Below are 17,296 nucleotides of genomic sequence, written 5' to 3'. Positions count from 1 at the left end.
CCACGCCCATGCCCTACGCCACTGCCCAGCCGCTGCATCCGCAAGGACCGCCGATGAACCTGGTCCTGTACGGAATGGATCGCGAACTGCTGCCCCGGCTGGCGGCCAAACTGCCGCCGACCACCACCCTGCACTGGCAGGACAGCAGCACGCCGACCTCCGCCCAGGACCTGCAACGCGGGCCGCAGAGCCTTGTGCTGCTCGACTTCCGCCCGGAACATGCGGCCGCCTCCAGCGTGCTGGCGCAGCAACTGCAGCAGACCGAGCCGGATCTGGCATTGGTTGCAGTCGGTGCCACCAGTGCCGGCCAGGTGGAAGGCGTTGTCATCGCATTGCGGGCGGGCCTGCGTGATGTGCTGGACCTGGACAGCGACAACGTCGGCATCGAGGCCGCGCTGCGTCGCGCCCTGTCACCACGACCGGCTGCCGCCGCGCAGCAGGCGCACAAGGCCCGCCTGATCGTCCTGCTCGGCGTGCGCGCCGGGGTCGGCACCAGTACGCTGGCCGCGCATCTTTCGGTGCTGGCACAGCAGACCCGTGCACTGGCACAGGGCGAGGCACTGCAGCAGGATGGCCTGCTGATGGAGCTGGCCCAGCCTTCGGGCGACCTCGCCCTGTACCTCAACCTGGACAGCCGCTTCCACTACGAAGACGCGCTGCGCAACGCCAGTCGCATCGACGCCACCCTCGCCCGTACGGCCATGGCCCGTCACGATTCCGGACTGGTGCTGCTGGACCGCGCCAGCGGCAGCGATGCGGTACCGCCGTCCGATCCGGGTGCGCTGCTGCAGCGCCTGCGGACCGTGTTCGCCAGCGTGCTGTGTGATGCCGGTGGCTGCCCGTTACGTCAGCTGCCGCCGCTGCTGCTGGACCAGGCCGACGAGATCTGGCTGGTCACCGATGCCTCCATTGCCACGCTGGTGTCGCTCGACCAGGCACTGAAGCATCTTGCCGGCCAGCGCGAACGCGAGAAGCGCCTGCAGCTGGTGATCAACCGCCACGATGACAGCAGCGGCATGAGCCCGGAGCAGATCGCGCGCCGCTTCGAGGTGCCGCTGCTGGCCACGCTTCCCGAACGACCGCGCGTGCGCCTGGCTGCCAGCCAGGGCCACCTGCTGCTGCAGGATGCGCCGCGCGACCCCTACCTGCGTGCCCTCGCCCCGCTGGTTTCGCGCCTGGATCCGGCTGCCTGCCCGGTCCAGGCGCAGGGCCTGCGGGAAAGACTCTCCCTTGCCCTGGGTGGATCGCAATGGAAGACAAGGTAACCCCGTTCCCGCATGCCGTTGCCCGGCCGGTGCTGCCCGAAAGCTCGCCGGGCCATCAGCCGTTCGCGCAGACCGAGCAGTACCAGAAGGTGCTGTCGGCCGCGCATGAGCACCTGCTCAACAGCATCGAGGACGAGCGCATCGACATCGATTCCTGGGCCCCCGACACCATCGCCCGCTGGGTGCAGGTGCAGACGGTGGGCTTCATCCAGGAGTGGCGCATCCCGATCAACGAAGAGGAGATGCAGGTGGTCGCCGACGGCCTGGTCAAGGAGCTGACCGGCTTCGGCCCGCTGGACGACCTGCTGCACGACCCGTCCATCGAAGACATCCTGATCAACGGTTTCAAGGATGTGCACGTGTCCCAGGGCGGCCAGCTCAAGCGGGCCACCCAGCGCTTCACCGACGATACGCATCTGCTGCGCATCCTGCGCCGCATCCTCGCCCCGCTTGGGCGCCGCCTGGATGACTCCAATCCGATGGTCGATGCGCGCCTGCCCAACGGCGGCCGTCTCAACGCGATCATCTCGCCGCTGGCGGTGGATGGACCGATGGTGTCCATCCGCAAGTTCCGCAAGGATCCGTTCACCCCCGATGAACTGCTGGCCAAGGGCACCTTCGATGCGCCGATGCAGGCCTTGCTGAAGGCGATGGTACTGGGGCGCTGCAACATCCTGGTGTCCGGCGGAACCAGCTCGGGCAAGACCTCGCTGCTGAACGCCCTGGCCAGCTACGTCCCCGCGAACGAGCGCGTGATCACCGTCGAAGACACCGCCGAGCTCTCGCTCAACCACCCGCATGTAGTTCGCCTGGAAAGCCGTATCGGCGGCGCCGAAGGCCACGGTGCGGTCAGCATCCGCGATCTGGTCCGCAACAGCCTGCGCATGCGCCCCGACCGCATCGTCGTCGGCGAGGTACGCGGTGCCGAGGTGCTGGAAATGCTGCAGGCGATGAACACCGGCCACGACGGCTCGATGGCCACCATCCACGCCAATTCGCCCCGCGACTGCCTGTACCGGATCGAGATGCTGGCCGGCTTTGCCGGCTTCCAGGGCAGCGAGGACAGCCTGCGCCGGCAGATTGCCAGTGCCATCGACTTCATCGTGCAGATCTCGCGCCTGGGCAGCGGGCGCCGCGTGCTGGTCTCGATCACCGAGATCACCGGGGTCAGCGACAACCTGATCACCACCCAGGAAATGTTCCGCCACGAGCTGCAGATCGACGGCAACGGCAAAGAGATCGATCGCTGGGTCGGGCTGGGCTTCCATCCGCACTCGCACAAGCTGGAGCCGTTCCGCCAGCAGCTGCGCGAATCGCTCTACGGAGACTTCTGAGCATGAGAACCGGCGCGCTGCTGGGCATGCTGAGCATCATCGCGGTGCTGCTGGCGCTGGCAGCCTGGCTGTGGGGCACGGCCAGCAGCCGTGAGCAGCGCCAGGTTTCAATGCGGCACGCCGAGCAGCAGCTTTCGCGCGGAAGCGCCACGGGCGGAGCACCCGCCGGGCCGTCCGTCACCGCTGCCAACGACCCGGCGCGGCCCGCCAGCGCCGGGCGCCGCGTGCTGCCGCTGGATGGCCTGCTGCAGCGCGCAGGGCTGCCGACCGGCTGGAAAATTCCCATCATGCTGCTGGTACCGGGGCTGGTACTGTCGGTGGTGGCGATGCTGCGGCTGGGCACCGCATGGATGTTTCCGCTGACCCTGCTGCTGTACCTGCTTGGCTGCTGGCTGTGGGTGATGCGGCGGACCACGAAGCTGCGTGCGCAACTGCTGCATCAGCTGCCGGACTTCCTCGACAACCTGGTGCGGCTGACCGCACTGGGCAACAGCCTGCAGGCCGCGTTCCAGGTTGCGTCGATGCAGACGAGCGCGCCGTTGCGCGGGCTGCTGGACACCACGGTGCGCTTTGCACGCAGCGGCATGGAGCTGGACCGTGCACTCGCACAGGCCTCGCATCCCTATCGCATGGATGTGCTGAAGGTGTTGTCGGTGGTGATCGGTGTCAGCGTGCGCATCGGCGGGCGCTCCGACCAGATCCTGCAGCGTATGGGCGATTTCATGCGCGATCTGGAACAGGCCCAGCAGGAGCTTGCAGCGACCACCTCGGAGACGCGGATGTCAGCGTGGGTGCTGGGCCTGTTGCCACCGGCCTGCGCGGTATTGATGGCGATCACCAGCCCGGACTTCTTCCAGCCGGTGCTGCACGATCCGCTCGGCCACAAGATCCTGCTGCTTGCACTGGGCATGGAACTTGTCGGTGGCTTCCTGCTGTATCGCCTGGCCAAGTCGCTATGAACCCCCTTCGCCCCGCCGGAGACAACCGATGAGCGCCAGCGCCTGGTTCGCCCTCTCCCTGCTCGTGCTGGCCGCCGGTATCGCCCTGCTCGGTATCGGCGGCTGGGTACGCAGCCATCGTGAGCAACGTACAACGGCCACCTTGAAGACCGCCCTGCAGCCGCGCGAGGCGTCCCGTGACACCGAGCCTGCGCGGCACGATTCGCTGGGCTGGCTGGAACGCTTCGGCCGTGCCCTCAGCGGCGGCCGGCTGGAAACGGCATTGCTGGCCAATGAAGACCGGCTGCTGTTGGATCTGGCCGGGTGGAACACCCGCCGCGGTACGGCCATCTACCTCGGCCTGCGCCTGCTGCTGGCCGTGCTGGTGCTGGTACTGGTGCTGACATTCAGCAGCGTCACCGGGCTGGCCAGGATCATGGTGATCATCGGCGCCCTCGCCGCCGGCCTGCTGCTGCCCAAGTTCGTTCTCTCCTCCTGGGTGAAACGGCGCCGACGAGCGGTCGACAACGAGCTGCCGCTGCTGATCGACCTGCTGCGTCTGCTGCAAGGCGTGGGCTTCAGCATGGACCAGAGCCTGCAGACGCTCGGCGACAAGCTGCGCGATGCATTGCCGGTCCTCGGCGGCGAGCTGCAGGAGGCCAACATCGCCTATACCCACGGCCGCACGCGCGCACAATCCCTGCGCCGGCTGAGCGAGGTCTATGCCGACGATGACCTGACCAGCCTGATGCAGCTGATCCTGCAGGTGCACGCCCATGGCGGCGCGGTGCAGGAGCCCCTGCGGCAGTTCAGCATCCGCCTGCGCGAACAGCGTCGCAACACGCTGAAGGAAAAGGTCGGCAAGCTCTCGGTGAAGATGACCGTGGTGATGATGCTGACCCTGCTGCCAGCGTTGATGCTGGTCCTTGCCGGTCCGGCGCTGGTCGCGCTGGCTACCACCATGTCCAAGATGGGGTCCCCCTGATGCCTGCCCTGCGCACTTCCTGCCTCATTGTTGCCCTGGCTGCCGTTGCCGGCGCCAGCGGCTGTGCATCGACCACGCCCAAGTACCTGCGCGCGCCCAGCCTGGCCGCGCCCGAACCGGCGCCGCAGGACAGCCGCAATGCCTACCTGGAGCTGATCGAGCGCATGCAGCAACAAGGCGCATGGTATGCCTCGCTCGCCCACGTCGACGCCTTCCGCCAGCGCTACGGCGATCCGCCGGCGTTGCGCCTGCTGCAGGCCGACGCGCTGCGCGAGACCGGCCAGGCCGATGCCGCGGTCACCCTGTACCGCGATCTTTCCAGTGGCCCCCAGGCCGCCGCGGCCGCCCATGGCCTGGGCCTGATTGCCGCGCGCCGCGACGACGACGCCGGCAGTGAGCAGGCGTTGGCGCGGGCGACCGAACTGCAGCCATTGAATACAAGTTATCTCGGCGACCTGGGCTATGCGCGGCTGCGCGCCGGGCAGTTCGAGCGCGCGCGCGAACCCCTGGCCAAGGCGCTGGAGCTGTCGCCGGGCAATGCCAAGGCCACCGCCAACCTCGCCCTCTGGGCGGTGCTGCGGGGCGACACCGCCACTGCCGAACGCCTCGCCCAGCAAGCGAACCTCAATGAAGAGACCCGGCTCAGCATCCAGCAGCAGGCGGCGCAGATCCGTGCCCGCCTGCAGCAGCGCCAGGCCGCAGCGGCAGCCGCCGCAGTCGTGCCGGCCACTGCCCGTGCTCTCGCCAGCGATGCCGCCGGCAACCCGCCCGGCGCCACGCGACTGGCGGCGGAACCGCGCCGCGACAACCGCGATGAACGCGATCCGCAGCGCCTGCCGCCCTCGATGCTGGAACGCTTCAGCGCCTCCGACCACCCGAACGGGAACACACCATGACCGCGACGCCCCTGACCCGACGCCTGCTGCCCGTTCTGATCTGCCTGCTGCCGGCCGCCGCCGTGCAGGCGCAGCAACAGCCGCTGACCGGGCAGATGCTTGGCGGCAGCACGCCGGCTGCGTCGGCTTCGCAGCCGCTGCAGTCCGAGTCACTGCCCACCGTGGACCTGGCGGCCCCGCCAGCACCGGTGCCGCAGGCGGCGCCTGCAGCAGTGGCCAACACCGACGGCAGTACTGCAGCCCCGCGGCCCGGCCGCAGCCAGATCGGCGATACCACGCGCAACCTGTTCCGCCTGCAGGCATCGGGGCAACAGGCCGGACAGCATCTGCCGATCCTCGGCGACCAGGCGACGCTGAGCTACGCCCGCTACATGAAGAGTTTCGAACACGAGATCCCGGACTTCTTTGAAGCCGATGTCGCCAAGTCCAAGGGATCATCCTCATCCGGACGCTGAGGTAGGCCATGAAACGCCCACGCCAGTTCAGTTTCAGCCGCCCACGGGGCGGCATGTCGATCACCATGATGCTGGTCATGCTGGCACTGCTGGCGATGCTGGGCCTGATCGAGATCGGTTACCTGTTCTGGGCCAAGCGCGATGCACAGAAAGTCGCTGATCTGGCCGCACTGGCCGGAGCGCAGCGACTGGAACTGTGCACCTCGGACAACAGCGACAACAGTGCTGCGCGGCAGAGCGCACTCACCCAGAACACCTTCGCAGGAAGCCTGGAAATCCGCTGCGGAAACTGGAACGTGACCCGCGCCACCGAAGGGCACTTCAGCCCGGTCGTCGATGCAGCGAATCAACGCAACGCTGTCCGTGTCATCACCCGCCGCGCGGTGCTTCCCTTCTTCGGGCAGAACAGCAGCCTGCCGACCGTGACCGCACAGGCGGTGGCGCGCCGTGCAGAACCGACGGCGGTTTTCAGTGTCGGCTCGCAACTGCTGCGCATCAATGGCAACACGCCATTGGGAAATGTCCTGAAACTGGTGGGTGCCGACCTCGACAAGACCACCCTGCTCGGCTACGACGGCCTTGCACAGGCGCATATCACCCCGAACGGACTGCTGCAGGCGCTGGGCATTCCGATCGACGTCAACATGGGCGTGGCGGAGTTCAACAATCTGCTGGCCGGCCGCAAGGTCAAGCTGGGCAAGATCCTTCAGGCGACCGTTGACCTGCTCACCCAGCAGGGCGTTGCCCACGTGGACCTGAGTGCACTGGAGAATGCCCTGGTCGTGAAGGGCATCGACCTCAAGCAGCTGGAGGTGAAACTCGGCACCGATGACAGCGGTGGCGGCCTGTTCGCACGCGTGGTCGCGCCGGATGGAACGATTTCCAGCGCTCTGCAGGCCGATGTCAATGTGCTGGACCTGATCGGCACCAGCATCAGCATCGCCAATGGCGGCCGTGCGGTCTCGGTCGATGAACTCAACCTGCTGGGCCTGGTCAATGCCAAAGCCGCCGTGGTGGAACCGCCGTCCATCGCCATCGGTGGCGTTGGCTCGCGCGCTTACAACGCGCAGATCCGTGTCTTCCTCGACATCGACACCAACAACATTCCCGTTGCAGGCGGCGTGCTTTCACTGCTGGGCATCCGCCTGAAGCTGCCGGTCCATGCGGACGTGACCAATGCAATGGCGACCCTGACCAGCCTGCAATGTGGCAGCACGCCTCCCACGGCGACGATCAAGGTCGAGTCTTCCGTGCTGCGCGCCTGCGTCGGCAAGGTGGCCGACAGCGAGCGGTTCTCCAAGCAGAATGTCTGTGGCGACACCCTGCAGAAGGAACAGATGCTCACACTGCTCGGCGCCCCGTTGATCAATGACAGCATCAAGGTCAATACGCTGACCGACACGCAAAGCCTCACCCTCCCCGCCGGCGCGACCGGTTCAACCCAGGTCAACTCCCTGGAGGTGGGCACCGCCGTGTCCGAGCTGGTCAGCGAACTGCTGCGCGTACTGTCCGGCATGCTCGATCCGCGCGACGATGGCATGAGCCAGGGCTCGACCGCAGCGCAGTTGGCCGATCGCTACCTGAAAGCAGCCAACGTTGGTCGCAAGCGATACGATGTTGACGCAACCATCAAGCTGCTGGAATTCGGAGACAGCACGCAGGGATTGAAACCACTTGGAAACTGGGACATCACCAAGGGGGTACCTACCAGCTGTGTGCTGGTGACCTGCATGGTCGACGGCAAGGTCTGGCAAGGATTCCGCAACGCAGTGACCGGGGTTGGCTCGGGGCTCCTCGATGGCGTACTGGGAGCGCTTGTGGGTGGGCTGCTGGTCAAGCAGTGCAACAGCCTGATTGGCGCGCTGGATGACACCACCTACAACAACTGCATGAAGTACAACCTGACTTCCTACCTGCAGACCGCCGATGCCGGCTTCCTGGACCAGTTCGCCGGCGACGGCGTCACCGCCCCCGGCAATGGCCCGGTCAGTTGTTCGGGCCTGCTGTGCTTGCTGCTGAAGCCCGCCCTGGACGTCCTGAAGCCGCTGCTCAACAGCGTCGGCTCCCTGCTGCGCTCGCTGCTGGCGCAGGTGCTGGGCCTGGAACTGGGCCGTACGGATGTGCATGTCCAGTCCATCCAGTGCACGCCCGCACAGCTGGTCTACTGACCCGTGACGGGCGCCCTTGGCGGCGCCCGCGCACATGCTAGACTCCCGGCGGGGAACCACCTTCATCTCAACCCACACTCATCCGTGGATGGTCTAGACATGCGAGAAACTTCAGGGGGCGCGGTCTTCGCCCGGCACGCGCGCGGCGCGGCACTGCTGGCCGTGGCCATGATGCTGGTGGCACCGGCGGCGATGGCTGCCCGTGGCGACCGCGAAGCAGCCGCAGAGCCGGCCGCACGTACCGCACCGGTGGTGCGCAACACTGTTGACGAGCTCAAGCAGCTGATGGATGCCCGCCAGCTGACCGAGCTGCGCACCACCTACAACGGCAACTACGGCGCCAGCCTGCTGTTCAATGCCAACACCCTGACCTACTACGTCGCCCTGTTCCAGGAGAAGAACTTCTGGCGGGTGATCAAGACCGATGCCGTCGACAACGCCGAGCGTGTCTACCGCACCTTCGCGCAGCAGTCAGAGCAGCTGGCCCAGGTCTACATCGACACCACCCGACTGGAAGCCGGCAAGCGCTATACCGAGCGCCTGGTGGCCTACAACGAGGAGCGCCTGCGCACGCTGCAGCAGGAAATGGAACAGCAGCAGGCACAGTCGGCCCAGGTCAGCGCTGCCCTGCAGCAGGCCCAGCAGCAGGCGGTCAGCCTGAGCAGCGATGTGCAGAGCACCAACAGCCAGCTGGATTCCCTGCAGCGCCGCATCCAGATCCTGCAGGCCGAACAGGGCAACCCGGAGCTGAGTCTGCCCAAGCCGGACAGCGTGCCCTCGCCGTCACCGGCGGCCGCCAGCGACGGTCGCTGAGGTCCAGCGCCTGGCATGCCGTCCAACGGCGCCTACGGGCGCCGTTGTCGTTTCCGGCACCATTCCATTTCAACGGCACGCCTCATGCACGGCATCGTCCAGTTGCCGGCGCTGCACGAAGTCCATGCGCTTGCCATTGGCCAGCACCTTCCCACGATGCTGCCGCGCGCGCTCACAGGCGGCGGGATCCGCGCTGATCGGTATCAGTGCAGCCCGCGCACGCCGCTGCTGCACCACACGCGGACGCATTGAAGCTGGGCTCGCTGCCTTGGCCGCGCTCGCACCTGTCGAGGGCGGCTCCGCCGGCACCTCCCAGCGCCATTCCGCGCGCCCCTGGCACGGCGTCTGCTGGTAGACCGGATGCGGCCCGTCCACACATTTGTAGACGTTGGTCTGAGCATGCGCCCCCGTGGCCAGCAGCAGGTACAACAGCGGGCTCCAACACGCGTTCGACATTGCAGGCTCCTCGTCAGGGCTGCCGCCATCCTCGATGCCGGCACGGCTTCGTGCCAGAGCGATACACGTCACATCCGGCGTAATCCAGCACAGCCGTGCAAGTCGTCGGTCTGGCGCTGCGCTGTACTGCCGAAGGCACCGGCATCCACGCCAGCGCCTTCCCTCCCTTCCGTCAAGGAAACCACAATGAGCAACTTCGTCACCGTCGCCGACGGCGCCCGCATCTTCTACAAGGATTGGGGTACCGGCCAGCCGATCGTGTTCGCCCACGGCTGGCCGCTGTCCTCCGATGCCTGGGACCCGCAGATGCTGTTCATGGGCCAGAACGGCTTCCGCGTGATCGCCCACGATCGTCGCAGCCACGGTCGCTCCAGCCAGACCTGGGATGGCAACAACATGGACACCTACGCCGACGATCTGGCGGCGGTGATCGAGGCGCTGGACCTGAAGGACGCGATCCTGGTCGGCCATTCCACCGGTGGCGGCGAAGTGGCCCACTACGTGGGTCGCCATGGCAGCAAGCGCGTGGCCAAGGTGGTGCTGGTCGGTGCTGTACCGCCGCTGATGCTGAAGACCGCCGGCAACCCGGCCGGTACCCCGCTGGAGGTCTTCGACGGTATCCGCAAGGGTACCGGCGGCGACCGCTCGCAGTTCTTCAAGGACCTGACCACCCCGTTCTTCGGCGCCAACCGCGACGGCAACACGGTCACCCAGGGCATGCGTGACTCGTTCTGGCTGCAGGGCATGCTCGGTGGCGTCAAGGGCCAGTACGACTGCGTGCACGAATTCTCGGAAGTGGATTACACCGAAGACCTGAAGAAGATCGATGTGCCAGCGCTGGTGGTGCATGGCGATGACGACCAGATCGTGCCATTCGATGCCTCGGCCAAGCTGTCCTCGCAGATCATCAAGGGAGCCGAGTTGAAGGTGTACGCCGGTGCGCCGCACGGCCTGACCGTCACCCACGCCGACCGGTTCAACGCCGACCTGCTGGCGTTCGCACGCGGGTGAGGCACTGCGGCGGCGCCACCCAGCGCCGCCGCCCCTGTGGTAGAGCCGACCGCTGGCCGGCTGCGCAGGATCGGGATGGATTGATCGCGCAAAAAGGGGACGGAGGGGATTAAGTCGTTTGTGCACAAACGACTTAATCCCCTCCGTCCCCTTTTTGGGTCAGATGTCGCTGTGGTGGTGCGGGACCCCGTTCTTCGGCAGCGGGTCATGGCCGCCGACGAAGTGGCGTACCACCGGTGCACGCTCACCGCGATGCAGCCCGCGCAGCACTTCCTGGATCGCCTTGTCATCGGCGGTGATGCGTTCGTGCTGGCGCAGATGCTCCAGCCACGACGGGGTCACGAAATACTCAAGGTGGATGCCCGGGCTGGCCACATCCTCGACCACGCCCCAGACCACGGCGCCATCGCGGCGGCGGATCGTGCCCAGCGCGCGCATCTGCGCCTGGAACGCGGCGCGATCAGCATCCTCGATGCGGTATTCGATGGTCACCAGCACCGGGCCGCGATCGTTGGATACCGGTACCGACAGTTCAGGGGCCGGCCAGTGCCCGGCCGGGCTCAGGTTCAGGTCTTCAGTACCGGCAATGCGCACGCGCCACACCAGCAATCCGCCGATCACCGCACCCGCGGCAGCCACCAGCAAGGCCAGCTCCGGCGAGGTGCGCTGCGCCAGTGCACCCCAGCTCAGGCCACCAGCCGCCATGCCAGCGGAAAACACCATGATGTACAGCGCCAGTGCACGCGCCCGTACCCACGCTGGCACTGCGGTCTGCGCGGCAATCTGCAGCGACGACAGCACGGTGATCCAGGCAAAGCCATTGATCAGCATCACCAATGGCAGCACGTACCAGCTGCGGGTCAGCGCCAGCCCGACCAGGCTGAGCGCCAGCGACAGCGTGGCCAGCAGCACCAGCAGGTCGCGATCCATCTGCGCGCGCAGCTTCGGCAGCAACAACGCACCACCCACGGCACCGATCCCGATGCAGCCGAGCAGCATGCCGTACTGCCCCGCCCCACCCTGCATCTGGCCGCGTACCACCACCGGCAGCAGTGCATTCATTGCTGCAGCAAAGAAGAAGAAGCCGACCGACTTGATCAACACCGCCTGCAGGCGCCCGGCGCGGCTGGCATAGCGCAGGCCCGCCTTCAGGCCGGCACCGAAGCCTTCCGGCGGCAGGCTGGACTGTTTCGGGTCGCGCTTCCAGCCCCACACCACGAACAGCATCGCGGCGAAGGTGATGGCGTTGAAACCGAACGCCCAGACCGCACCAAGCTGGGCCACGATTACGCCACCGATGGCCGGGCCGATCGAGCGTGCGATGTTGATGCCGATCGAGTTCAGCGCCACCGCCGAGGCCAGCATCGGCTGCGGCACCAGTTCGGATACGATCGCGGCCTGTGCCGGCATCGCCATCGCCGCACCGCAGCCCATGCAGAAGGTCAGCAGCACCAGCAGCTGCGGCGTCAGCATGTCCATCGCGGTCAGCGCCGCCATCACCGCGGCGACCAGCAGCATCCAGCCCTGGGTGGCCAGCAGATACCTGCGGCGATCGACGATGTCGGCCAGGGTGCCGGCGGCCAGCGCCAGCAGCACGATCGGCACCGTGGTGGCCGACTGCACCAGCGCCACCATCAGTGGTGAGCCGGTGCGCTCGGCCATTACCCAGGCGGCGGCCACATCGTTGACCCAGGTGCCGATGTTGCTGGCCAGGATCGCCAGCCAGATCGAGCGGAACATCCGGATCTTCAGCGGGGACCAGGCACCTGCGGCCTGTGCGGGGGGTTGCGACGCGGTTGCGTTCACCATTGCCATGCTCCAACGATCGAGGCGAACAGCGTGTCCTGGCCTCCGGCCTGCTTCAGTGCAGGACCGGCATCGACCCAGGCCAGCTGCAGCTGCCATTGCCAGTGTTCGCTGGCCTGCCAGCGTGTTTCGGATTTGTATTGATTGCCAATGCGGCGCGCGCCACCGGCGCTGCCCGGCAGTGCCACCAGCGGCGCCGGCGTGGTGTAGACCGCATCGGCGCGCCGATGCTTCCAGGCCATCTGTACGCCCAGCTCCGTCGTCAGCGTGTCACGCAGCCGCAGGGACAGCGTAGGCTGGACGTCCATCAGATTGGCTGGAGCCAGCAGGCTGGCCTCGCTGAAGTAGGCCGATTTCGGGAACAAGGCGTTGAAGGTTCCCAGGCGGCCGTCATGCAGGTTGCCATCGCCACTGGCGATGTCTGCCTTCAACCCCAGCCGCGGCTGCAGCGGCAGGTTCGTCCAGCGCCACCCCGTATCGGTCGCCAGCGTCCAGGCGCGGATATCGAGGGTGCCGGCGGTCGTCCGAAGCTCACCGCCCTGCGCCACCAGCTCGCTGTTCCAGTCCAGTGCACCGGCATGGCCGAACCAGCGCGCGCCCAGGGTCTGCCGACGTTCGGTACCGCTGCCTGCGGCGAAGCGCGCGCCTTCGCGGTGGTAGTCCAGCAGATACAGATCCCACTGTCCCGCGCCCTGTCCCCGCACCGTGGTGGCATAGGCACCCCACAGGTGGGCACCGTGCTCGCCGCGATCATCAAAGGCACCCGGTCGGTTTTCCACTGGCCGCAATGCCATCAGATCAAGCGTACCCAGGCGGCCTTTCCAACCCACACGCGCACCGTCGAACGCCAGGCGGATGTTCGGCCCGTCGCGCACCGACAGCAGCCGTGAACTGCCATAGCCGGCTTCCTGCCGGCCGAGTTGCAGATGGAAGCCATCGCGCTGCCAGCGCCAGTACGCCTGCTGCACATCCAGCGCGCTGCGGTCGGTGCGACCCGGGCCGCCGGCCTTGCCACTCTCACCATGCACACCCAGCTGCAGTTTCGCCTGCCAGGTGTCTTCCACATAGGTGGCCGATGCCAAGGCACGCAGCAGGCCATAGCCATCCTCGCTGCCGCCAATGCCGAACCGGGTCGGGTCGTAGTACAGCCCACGCACACGCAGCGACGCATCCCATTGCAGTTGGCCGTCACCGGCGTCGCTGCAATGACCGCCGTCGCAGGCCTGCACCAGCGACGGTGCGGCCAGCAATGCCAGGCTCAGAACGCGAAGCACGAGCATCCCATCGCGCCCCAGAACGCGGTCAGGTCATCGGTGGGCGCCGCGTGCCGGGCCGCATGACCATGAGCACCGTGAGTGCTGCAGGCTACGCCGTGATGGTGACGATGGGCGGCGGCCAACCCGGTGGCGGTACCGCCGACGTGGTAGCCGCCGAACCGGTTGACCGGCGACCAGTTGGGCATCGCCGGCGGCAGCTGCGGCGCAAGCCCTGCATAGTCGGCGTCGGCATGCACGATGCGGCCACCGACCACGGTCAACACGCTGGTGATGTCGGCGATCTGCGCATCATCCACGCGGAAGAAATCGGCCGAGAGCAGGATGAAATCGGCCAACTGGCCGACCTTCAACGTACCCTTCACTGCTTCGTCGCCGGAGAACCAGGCACTGCCCTGGGTCCACAGGCGCAGCGCCTGCTCGCGTTCGAGCAGGTTCTCATCGCCATACAGGGCCAGCCCGCCGACGGTGCGCCCGGTCACCAGCCAGGACAACGCCACCCACGGGTTGTAGCTGGCCACACGGGTGGCATCGGTTCCAGCACCGACCGGCACGCCTTCGGCCAGCATGCGCTTGACCGGCGGCGTATGCCGCGCGGCCTGCACGCCGTAGCGCTCGACGAAGGCTTCGCCCTGATAGGCCATGCGATGCTGCACTGCGATGCCGCCACCCAGCGCACGGATGCGCTCGATGTTGCGCGGGGTGATGGTTTCGGCGTGATCGATGAACCAGTGCAGGCCATCGAACGGCACCTCGCGGTTGACCTGTTCGTACACATCGAGGATGCGGGTGATGCTCTCGTCGTACGTCGCATGGATGCGGAACGGCCAACGCTTCTCGACCAGCAGCTTCACCACATCGTGCAGTTCCGGCTCCAGCTCCGGCGGCAGTTCCGGGCGCGGCTCGTTAAACAACTCGAAGTCGGCCGCGGAGAACACCAGCATCTCGCCGGCACCGTTGTGGCGCAGCAGGTCATCACCCTGCCGCGGCTGCAGCATCTCGCTCCATCCGCGGAAGTCATCCACTTCCTTGCCCTTGTTCTGGGTGAACAGGTTGTAGGCGATGCGCACGGTCAGCTGGTCATCGCGGTGCAGCTGCTCGATGACCTGGTAGTCCTCGGGGTAGTTCTGGAAACCACCGCCGGCGTCGATCACCGAGGTGATGCCGAGACGGTTCAACTCACGCATGAAATGACGGGTGGAATTGGCCTGGTACTCGATCGGCAGCTTCGGACCCTTGGCCAGGGTCGCGTACAGGATCAGCGCGTTGGGCTTGGCCAGCAGCAGCCCGGTCGGGTTGCCGAGCGAATCACGCACGATCTGCCCGCCCGGCGGATCCGGGGTGTCCTTGGTATAGCCACAGGCACGCAGTGCGGCGCGGTTGAGCAGCGCACGGTCGTACAGGTGCAGCAGGAACACCGGCGTGTCCGGCGCGATGTCGTTGAGCTCCTGCAGCGTGGGCAGGCGCTTCTCGTTGAACTGGGTGGCGGTGAAACCACCGACCACGCGCACCCACTGCGGTGCAGGCGTGCGGTCGACCTGCGCCTTCAGCATGTCCAAGGCATCGCCCAGCGAACGCAGGCCGTCCCAGCGCAGTTCCAGGTTGTAGTTCAGGCCACCACGTATCAGGTGGGTATGGCTGTCGTTGAGGCCGGGCAGCAGGCGCCGGCCCTGGGCGTCGATCAGGGTCGCTTCATTGCCCCAGCCACGCATGATCTCCTCGTCGCTGCCGACGGCGACGATGCGCCCTTCCTGCACGGCCAGTGCCTGTGCATGCGGTTGCTGTGGGTCAAGGGTGGTGATGCGGGCATTGCGGATGACCAGCGTGCTCATGCGACGCTCCTTGGAAGTGGAATCGAGTGCGGCACCGGCACGGCCGGCCAGGCCCAGCGCCACCGCGGCGCTGCCGGCCAGCACCACGTTGCGGCGGCCGTGATCGAGTGGATCGTGACTCATGCGAGATCTCCCGGAAGGCGTTGGCCGTCCAGTGCCCAGGCGCCGGGCCCGGTCAGCGCGAGGGCCAGCAGTACCGTGGTCCACATCAACGGGTACTCACTGCCGCCGCGCATCCAGAACCAGCCCTTGGGCAGGGCCAACAGAACGGTGAAGCCGATGAAGGCCGCCGCTGCAAGCGCGGCGACGCGGGTCTGCCAGCCCAGCAGCACGGCCAGCCCTGACAGCACCTGCAGCAGGGCCAGCAGCAGCGGCAGCGGTGCCACCGCTGGCAGGCCGAAGCCGCGCAGTTCGGTGGCGAAGCCGGCCAGCCCAGGACCGCCGAACCAACCGAACAGCTTGCCGAGCGCGTGTGGCAGCAGGAATCCCCCGGCTGCCGCGCGCAGCATCAGCAGGGCCAGGTCGAGGCCATGGCCAGCCAGCATGCTCAGTGCCCGCCTTCCTGCGCGCCGAACATGCGCTTGGCGTACTGGATGCCGATGCCATAGCCGCCGGCATGGTCGCGGGCAATGCCGGTGGTCAGCTCGTAGGTCTCGCCACGCGCCCAGTCACGCTGCAGCTCCAGCAGGTACTGCACGCTGGTCATCGGCACTGCACCGGCCTGCACCATGCGGGTGATCGCACGCTCGTGGGCTTCTTCGCTGACATCGCCGCAGGCATCGGTGATCACATACACCTCGAAGCCCTGTGCCAGCGCCGACAGCGCCGGTCCCACGATGCAGACGCTGGTCCACAGGCCGGCAACAACCAGGCGACGCTTGCCGATGCGGTTGATCTCGTCGATCACCGGCTGGTCTTCCCAGGTGTTCATCGAGGTGCGGTCGAACACCGTCTGGCCCGGGAAGATCTCCGGCAGTTCCGGGAACATCGGGCCGGAGAACGACGCTTCGGCGACGGTGGTCAGCAGCACCGGCACGTTGAAGCCCTTGGCGGCCTTGCTGATCAACGACACGTTGTTGCGCAGCGCGGAGATATCGATGGTGTGGGTGGCGAATGCCATCTGCGACTGGAAGTCGATCAGCACCAGGGCATGGTCGGTGGGCGACAACAGGGCCGGGGCGGGCGTGGCGGTGGCAAGGCTCATGGTTGGACTCCGTTGGAAACACGATCAGGGGGAAGCAACAGGGCCGCATCGCCGGCCAGGTACTGGCCGGGGCTGCAGCCGGTCTCGGCGCGGAAGCTGCGGACGAAATGGCTCTGGTCGAAGAAGCCCAGCTGCTGCGCCAGGCAGGACATCGGCAGCTGCGCGACCGGCAACAACTGGCGCGCACGTTCGATGCGGCGACGGCGCACGTAGCGCAGCGGGCTGGCGCCGGTACCGGTCCGGAACAGGCGCACCAGATGGAAGCGGCTGACGCAGGCGGCTGCGGCCAGCTCGGTCACCCGCAGCGGCTGCGACAGGTGCTCATCGACATAGCGCAGGGCGCGCTGCAATGCGGCGGCCTGCTGCGGTGCCAGCGCCACGGCGGGCGGATCGGGCGAAAAGACGGTGGCCATGCGGGACGCCGCGAGGGGGTGCCCCATGGTGCGTGGCTGCCGCACGATGCCCTACCCCCGTCGGTCGAGGCCAGCACCTACCCGAATGGGGGAGGCCGACGCCCGAGCAGGCGACGACCGAACAACCGCGCATCCAGTGAATAGGCGCCAGGGCCCAACATCAACAGCGCCAAGGGCAGCACCACCTGTGACCACGGCGCCTGCTGCGCGAACAGGCCCACGGCCGCCATCAGCACGGCCAGTGGCGTCAACACACCCAGCGTGAGCATCGGCACTGCCAGCAGGCACAGCGCCGACCACCCGCCCGCATGCGTGCCGGGCGTGCACAGTGCCGCGGACAGGCACAGCCGCAGCCACAGCAGGCCGATGCCCGGCCCGCGGTCGGGGAACATCACGAACAGGCGCTGCATGGCCGGGCTCCACAGGGCATTCCGGCGTGATAACCG

At 67.2% G+C, this 17,296-nt stretch carries 17 protein-coding genes; 9 read left to right on the top strand and 8 right to left on the bottom strand.

What is annotated here, in order from left to right; all coding sequences use genetic code 11:
• Nucleotides 1-8: 8 nt before the first annotated feature.
• From AC5O77_RS13590 to AC5O77_RS13555, 8 genes are all read left to right on the top strand, one after another.
• A complete protein-coding gene (locus AC5O77_RS13590) occupies nt 9-1,265 on the top strand; it encodes a CpaE/TadZ family protein (RefSeq protein WP_032128075.1) in 1,257 nt (418 codons plus the stop codon).
• A complete protein-coding gene (locus AC5O77_RS13585; protein ID WP_049398477.1) occupies nt 1,250-2,599 on the top strand; it encodes a TadA family conjugal transfer-associated ATPase in 1,350 nt (449 codons plus the stop codon). Before AC5O77_RS13590 ends, AC5O77_RS13585 begins: the two co-directional genes overlap by 16 nt.
• A gap of 2 nt (nt 2,600-2,601) precedes the next feature.
• A complete protein-coding gene (locus AC5O77_RS13580) occupies nt 2,602-3,558 on the top strand; it encodes a type II secretion system F family protein (protein WP_494506900.1) in 957 nt (318 codons plus the stop codon).
• Between the two features lie 28 nt (nt 3,559-3,586).
• Nucleotides 3,587-4,522, top strand: a complete 936-nt coding sequence (locus AC5O77_RS13575; protein ID WP_032128078.1) for a type II secretion system F family protein — start codon at nt 3,587-3,589, stop codon at nt 4,520-4,522.
• A complete protein-coding gene (locus AC5O77_RS13570) occupies nt 4,522-5,418 on the top strand; it encodes a tetratricopeptide repeat protein (RefSeq protein WP_494506899.1) in 897 nt (298 codons plus the stop codon). The genes AC5O77_RS13575 and AC5O77_RS13570 overlap by 1 nt, the downstream gene beginning before the upstream one ends.
• Nucleotides 5,415-5,873 carry a DUF3613 domain-containing protein gene (locus AC5O77_RS13565; protein ID WP_032128080.1) on the top strand — a complete coding sequence of 153 codons (459 nt, stop codon included), beginning with the start codon at nt 5,415-5,417 and terminating at the stop codon, nt 5,871-5,873. Before AC5O77_RS13570 ends, AC5O77_RS13565 begins: the two co-directional genes overlap by 4 nt.
• Before the next feature lie 8 nt (nt 5,874-5,881).
• Nucleotides 5,882-8,041 (top strand): TadG family pilus assembly protein, encoded by a 2,160-nt coding sequence (locus AC5O77_RS13560; protein ID WP_180844360.1) that lies wholly within the window; start codon nt 5,882-5,884, stop codon nt 8,039-8,041.
• A 99-nt stretch (nt 8,042-8,140) separates the two neighbouring features.
• Nucleotides 8,141-8,854 (top strand): DUF2968 domain-containing protein, encoded by a 714-nt coding sequence (locus tag AC5O77_RS13555; RefSeq protein ID WP_478056729.1) that lies wholly within the window; start codon nt 8,141-8,143, stop codon nt 8,852-8,854.
• 69 nt (nt 8,855-8,923) lie between these two features.
• Here AC5O77_RS13555 and AC5O77_RS13550 read toward each other — a convergent pair whose 3' ends face one another.
• The gene (locus AC5O77_RS13550; RefSeq protein ID WP_336685570.1) at nt 8,924-9,310 is read right to left on the bottom strand and encodes a hypothetical protein; all 387 of its coding nucleotides are present in this window, start codon (nt 9,308-9,310) and stop codon (nt 8,924-8,926) included.
• Nucleotides 9,311-9,496: 186 nt separating this feature from the next.
• On the opposite strand from AC5O77_RS13550, the gene AC5O77_RS13545 reads away from it, so the two are divergent.
• On the top strand, nt 9,497-10,321 hold the full coding sequence (locus AC5O77_RS13545) for an alpha/beta fold hydrolase (RefSeq protein WP_478056730.1): 825 nt from the start codon (nt 9,497-9,499) through the stop codon (nt 10,319-10,321).
• A gap of 159 nt (nt 10,322-10,480) precedes the next feature.
• Here the strand turns inward: AC5O77_RS13545 and AC5O77_RS13540 are convergent, their stop codons facing one another.
• From AC5O77_RS13540 to AC5O77_RS13510, 7 genes are all read right to left on the bottom strand, one after another.
• Nucleotides 10,481-12,130 (bottom strand): MFS transporter, encoded by a 1,650-nt coding sequence (locus AC5O77_RS13540; RefSeq protein WP_494506898.1) that lies wholly within the window; start codon nt 12,128-12,130, stop codon nt 10,481-10,483.
• The gene (locus tag AC5O77_RS13535; RefSeq protein WP_494506897.1) at nt 12,124-13,407 is read right to left on the bottom strand and encodes an alginate export family protein; all 1,284 of its coding nucleotides are present in this window, start codon (nt 13,405-13,407) and stop codon (nt 12,124-12,126) included. The genes AC5O77_RS13540 and AC5O77_RS13535 overlap by 7 nt, the downstream gene beginning before the upstream one ends.
• The gene (locus AC5O77_RS13530) at nt 13,386-15,233 is read right to left on the bottom strand and encodes an amidohydrolase (RefSeq protein ID WP_180837664.1); all 1,848 of its coding nucleotides are present in this window, start codon (nt 15,231-15,233) and stop codon (nt 13,386-13,388) included. The genes AC5O77_RS13535 and AC5O77_RS13530 overlap by 22 nt, the downstream gene beginning before the upstream one ends.
• Nucleotides 15,234-15,352: 119 nt before the next feature.
• The gene (locus AC5O77_RS13525; protein WP_032128088.1) at nt 15,353-15,778 is read right to left on the bottom strand and encodes a DoxX family protein; all 426 of its coding nucleotides are present in this window, start codon (nt 15,776-15,778) and stop codon (nt 15,353-15,355) included.
• A 2-nt stretch (nt 15,779-15,780) separates the two neighbouring features.
• Nucleotides 15,781-16,437 carry a hydrolase gene (locus AC5O77_RS13520; RefSeq protein WP_478056733.1) on the bottom strand — a complete coding sequence of 219 codons (657 nt, stop codon included), beginning with the start codon at nt 16,435-16,437 and terminating at the stop codon, nt 15,781-15,783.
• The gene (locus AC5O77_RS13515; RefSeq protein WP_053091059.1) at nt 16,434-16,877 is read right to left on the bottom strand and encodes a helix-turn-helix transcriptional regulator; all 444 of its coding nucleotides are present in this window, start codon (nt 16,875-16,877) and stop codon (nt 16,434-16,436) included. The genes AC5O77_RS13520 and AC5O77_RS13515 overlap by 4 nt, the downstream gene beginning before the upstream one ends.
• A 50-nt stretch (nt 16,878-16,927) precedes the next feature.
• Nucleotides 16,928-17,260 (bottom strand): hypothetical protein, encoded by a 333-nt coding sequence (locus AC5O77_RS13510; protein WP_032128091.1) that lies wholly within the window; start codon nt 17,258-17,260, stop codon nt 16,928-16,930.
• Nucleotides 17,261-17,296 lie beyond the last annotated feature (36 nt).

Source organism: Stenotrophomonas sp. INTA L402-1 (genome assembly GCF_059295135.1).
Note: the sequence above shows the minus strand (reverse complement) of the source record. Positions and strands in the feature narration are given on the sequence as shown.

Excerpts from the sequence above, each read along its gene's own strand:
- AC5O77_RS13575 (WP_032128078.1), top strand. The coding sequence starts at position 3,587 with ATGAGCGCCAGCGCCTGGTTCGCCCTCTCCCTGCTCGTGCTGGCCGCC.
- AC5O77_RS13550 (WP_336685570.1), bottom strand. The coding sequence starts at position 9,310 with ATGTCGAACGCGTGTTGGAGCCCGCTGTTGTACCTGCTGCTGGCCACG.
- AC5O77_RS13530 (WP_180837664.1), bottom strand. The coding sequence starts at position 15,233 with ATGAGCACGCTGGTCATCCGCAATGCCCGCATCACCACCCTTGACCCA.
- AC5O77_RS13525 (WP_032128088.1), bottom strand. The coding sequence starts at position 15,778 with ATGCTGGCTGGCCATGGCCTCGACCTGGCCCTGCTGATGCTGCGCGCG.
- AC5O77_RS13555 (WP_478056729.1), top strand. The coding sequence starts at position 8,141 with ATGCGAGAAACTTCAGGGGGCGCGGTCTTCGCCCGGCACGCGCGCGGC.
- AC5O77_RS13560 (WP_180844360.1), top strand. The coding sequence starts at position 5,882 with ATGAAACGCCCACGCCAGTTCAGTTTCAGCCGCCCACGGGGCGGCATG.
- AC5O77_RS13535 (WP_494506897.1), bottom strand. The coding sequence starts at position 13,407 with ATGCTCGTGCTTCGCGTTCTGAGCCTGGCATTGCTGGCCGCACCGTCG.
- AC5O77_RS13520 (WP_478056733.1), bottom strand. The coding sequence starts at position 16,437 with ATGAGCCTTGCCACCGCCACGCCCGCCCCGGCCCTGTTGTCGCCCACC.
- AC5O77_RS13510 (WP_032128091.1), bottom strand. The coding sequence starts at position 17,260 with ATGCAGCGCCTGTTCGTGATGTTCCCCGACCGCGGGCCGGGCATCGGC.
- AC5O77_RS13565 (WP_032128080.1), top strand. The coding sequence starts at position 5,415 with ATGACCGCGACGCCCCTGACCCGACGCCTGCTGCCCGTTCTGATCTGC.
- AC5O77_RS13515 (WP_053091059.1), bottom strand. The coding sequence starts at position 16,877 with ATGGGGCACCCCCTCGCGGCGTCCCGCATGGCCACCGTCTTTTCGCCC.
- AC5O77_RS13590 (WP_032128075.1), top strand. The coding sequence starts at position 9 with ATGCCCTACGCCACTGCCCAGCCGCTGCATCCGCAAGGACCGCCGATG.
- AC5O77_RS13585 (WP_049398477.1), top strand. The coding sequence starts at position 1,250 with ATGGAAGACAAGGTAACCCCGTTCCCGCATGCCGTTGCCCGGCCGGTG.
- AC5O77_RS13545 (WP_478056730.1), top strand. The coding sequence starts at position 9,497 with ATGAGCAACTTCGTCACCGTCGCCGACGGCGCCCGCATCTTCTACAAG.
- AC5O77_RS13580 (WP_494506900.1), top strand. The coding sequence starts at position 2,602 with ATGAGAACCGGCGCGCTGCTGGGCATGCTGAGCATCATCGCGGTGCTG.
- AC5O77_RS13540 (WP_494506898.1), bottom strand. The coding sequence starts at position 12,130 with ATGGTGAACGCAACCGCGTCGCAACCCCCCGCACAGGCCGCAGGTGCC.
- AC5O77_RS13570 (WP_494506899.1), top strand. The coding sequence starts at position 4,522 with ATGCCTGCCCTGCGCACTTCCTGCCTCATTGTTGCCCTGGCTGCCGTT.